The sequence below is a fragment of the Pseudomonas sp. PS01299 genome (genome assembly GCF_029960145.1).
In the GTDB taxonomy this organism is placed as follows: Bacteria; Pseudomonadota; Gammaproteobacteria; order Pseudomonadales; family Pseudomonadaceae; genus Aquipseudomonas; species Aquipseudomonas putida_A.
In genome coordinates this window covers 1-3,377 of sequence record NZ_JASCPO010000382.1, presented here as the reverse complement: position 1 = coordinate 3,377, position 3,377 = coordinate 1, and the positions used below count along the sequence as shown (strand labels likewise).

Sequence of the window (3,377 nt, the reverse complement as noted above, 5' to 3'; positions counted from 1 at the left end):
CGAAAGCGGTGTGTCAGCCAAATATTTTTGACTGACACACCGCTTTCGCGAGCAAGCCCGCTCCCACACGGAGTTTTGCATCAGCCAAAAACACAGGCCGGACAGTGAAAGCTGCCCGGCCTGTGTTTGTTTAAAGCTGTTTAAAGCTTCGAATCAATTACAGCGAGTGATACGTCGGCAGAGCAAAGCGCTGCTGGCTTTGCAGCATCGCAATCTGCGGCAGCTCACTGGCTTCTTCCGCCAGGTCACGACGGATCGCGCTGATCGCCCACGACAGTTGGTCGGCGTTGTGCATTTGCTGATACGTCAGGGCGCGCTTGAATACTTTGCCTTCACTACTGCGCAGCGTCAGCAGGATCCCGCCATCGGGACGTGGCGCAGTGGTGACGTTGAAGTTGGAGAACAGCGAGGTAAATTTTTCTTGGATCAGGCTCATGTCTTTCAGCTCCGTATGCACTTGAATGGCAAGCATGCAGAGGAGGTTGCAGCGATTGTGCCAGCACACGAAAAAATAAAAATGCTTATAAATCAATAAGTTAAAAATCGTGAAATTTGCATTCGTCGTGCAATCTGCATGAATGGCCATCGTGCATCCTGCATTTTGCGGGATTCTCATGAGTTGAACGGAACCAAACGGCAAAGTCGTAATCACCGCCGCCAGGCGTGACAGGGCGGATACAAAACATTGCAAAAACCGCGTGTACAGGCCGAGAAGCGCTGACGTATTTTCGATCTCGACCTTGCCCACAACGCAGGTCATGCCCACAGCCCGAACAATAAAAAACTGGCCGACCAGGCCGACCGGGGAGCTGCCATGCGTCACGCGTCGAGCGACACGATTACCTGGAGCATGATGCTCCGCAAACTGCCGACGATCGCCAAAGCCATCCCGCGGGTGGTCAAGGGCATGAAAGTCGCCAACGTCACGGATCCGACCCAAACGTGTGGCCTCGGCTGGACCTTCGAGCAAGCAACGCTGCGCAATCCAGAGGGGCAGGCGATCTTGCAGGACGACGTCTTGCTGACCTATGCGCAGGTCAACCAGTGGGCCAACCGCATCGCCCACTATCTGAGCGCGCAGGGCATCGGCAAGGGCGACGTGGTCGCGGTGTTCATCGAAAATCGTCCCGAGCTGCTGGTGACCATTCTGGCGCTGGCCAAACTCGGCGCGGTCAGTGCGCTGCTCAATACTTCGCAAACCCGCGACACACTGATTCACAGCGTAAATCTGGTGGCGCCGGTGGCGATTGTCCTCGGTGAGGAATTGCAGCCGGCGTTTGCCGCGATCCGCGAGCAGGTGTCGATCCCGGCGCAGCGCACCTGGTTTATCGCCGACCGTGACACCTATAGCCACCCGGGCATTGCGCCCGAGGGCTACGTCAATCTGATCAGCGCCAGTACTGACGCCTGCGCTGAAAACCCGCCCAGCAGCGGTGAAGTGTTCTTCAACGATCCGTGCTTTTACATCTACACCTCCGGCACCACCGGCCTGCCCAAGGCCGGCGTGTTCAAGCACGGGCGCTGGATGCGCAGCTCCGCCAGCTTCGGCCTGATTGCCCTGAACATGTGCCCCAACGATGTCGTCTATTGCACCTTGCCGCTGTACCACGCCACCGGCCTCTGCGTGTGCTGGGGCTCGGCGATCAACGGCGCTTCCGGGTTCGCGATCCGTCGCAAGTTCAGCGCCAGTCAGTTCTGGCCGGACGTGCGTCGCTACAACGCGACCACCCTCGGCTATGTCGGCGAATTGTGCCGCTATCTGGTCGATCAACCGCCCAGCGCCGATGACAGCCGTCACGCGGTGCGCAAGATGATCGGCAACGGCTTGCGTCCCGGCGCCTGGGCCGAGTTCAAAACCCGGTTTGCCGTCGAGCACATCTGCGAGCTGTACGCGGCGAGCGACGGCAATATCGGCTTCAGCAATATCCTCAACTTCGACAACACCATCGGTTTCTCGCTGATGGCCTGGGAGCTGGTGGCGTACGACCACGACAGCGGGCAGCCGTTGCGCAGCGCCGACGGCTTCATGCGCAAGGTCGGCAAGGGCGAACAGGGCTTGCTGCTGGCACGGATCGACGAAAAAGCCCCGCTGGACGGTTACACCGATCCGCAGAAAACCGCCAAGGTGGTGTTGCACGATGTGTTCAGCAAGGGCGACCGCTTCTTCAACACCGGCGACCTGCTGCGCAATATCGGTTTTGGCCATGCACAATTCGTCGATCGGCTCGGCGACACCTATCGCTGGAAGGGCGAAAACGTCTCGACCACTGAAGTGGAAAACCTGCTGCTGCAGCATCCGCATATCTCTGAGGCCGTCGCCTACGGCGTCGAAGTGCGCAACACCAACGGTCGCGCCGGCATGGCGGCAATCACGCCCGCCGAGTCACTGGCGACCCTGGATTTCGCCGAATTGCTCGCATTCGCCCGCCAGCGCATGCCGGCCTACGCGGTGCCGCTGTTCCTGCGGGTGAAGGTGAAAATGGAAACCACCGGGACCTTCAAATACCAGAAGACCCGGCTGAAAAACGAGGGTTTCGACCCCGGCCAGACGGGCGACGACCCGATCTACGCGTGGCTGCCTGGCACCCAGACTTACGTGCAAGTGACGGACGAAATTCTGGCCGATATTCATCAGGGCAAATATCGCTATTGAGATTGGCTATAGCCTGACTTGAGAAAAAGGGGGTGACAGCTATCGTCGCGCTCGGGAAACTGTCGGCTTTGCGATCAACCGAAGTGGAGTTACCCCATGTCTGACCAAAGCCGCCAGATGACCCCTGAAGAAGCTGCCGAATTCACCGAGCAGGTTTTCAACAAGGCACGCGACGGTGATGCGCTGATGCTCGATCGGCTGATCAGCGCCGGTTTGCCGGTGAACCTGAAAAACAGCAAGGGCGACACCCTGCTGATGCTCGCCAGTTACTATGGCCACGTCGACGCTGTGCAGGTGCTGCTCAAGCACAAGGCCGACCCGGAAATGCGTAACGGCAACGGTCAGAGCCCGATTGCCGGCGCCGCGTTCAAGGGCGATCTGGCGGTGGTCAAGGCACTGGTGGAAGCGGGCGCCGAGATCGAAGGCTCGTCGTTCGATGGCCGCACCGCGCTGATGATGGCGGCGATGTTCAACCGTGTTGAAATCGTTGATTACCTGATCAGTAAGGGCGCCGACCCGCAAGCCAAGGATGCCAATGGCGTCACCGCGCTGGACGCGGCCCGCACCATGGGCGCGGTCGATACCACGGCGCAGCTGGAAAAACTGCTGGCCTGAGGACTGTTGAGATTCTGTGGCGAGGGAGCTTGCTCCCGCTCCAGTGCGCAGCGCTGGTAAAAATGCTGAGCCCACTGTTTTTCGGGCCGCTTCGCACCCCAGCGGGAGC

At 59.4% G+C, this 3,377-nt stretch carries 3 protein-coding genes; 2 read left to right on the top strand and 1 reads right to left on the bottom strand.

The genetic code is table 11. From position 1 onward, the window contains the following. Positions 1 to 157: 157 nt before the first annotated feature. Entirely contained in the window at positions 158 to 436 is a 279-nt protein-coding gene (locus tag QMX91_RS31495; RefSeq protein WP_027613327.1) for a DUF3509 domain-containing protein, read from the bottom strand. Between the two features lie 378 nt (positions 437 to 814). On the opposite strand from QMX91_RS31495, the gene QMX91_RS29960 reads away from it, so the two are divergent. Next, positions 815 to 2,653 (top strand): long-chain-acyl-CoA synthetase, encoded by a 1,839-nt coding sequence (locus QMX91_RS29960; protein ID WP_282413821.1) that lies wholly within the window; start codon positions 815 to 817, stop codon positions 2,651 to 2,653. A gap of 96 nt (positions 2,654 to 2,749) precedes the next feature. After that, on the top strand, positions 2,750 to 3,268 hold the full coding sequence (locus QMX91_RS29955; protein WP_282413820.1) for an ankyrin repeat domain-containing protein: 519 nt from the start codon (positions 2,750 to 2,752) through the stop codon (positions 3,266 to 3,268). The last annotated feature ends 109 nt before the right edge of the window (positions 3,269 to 3,377 follow it).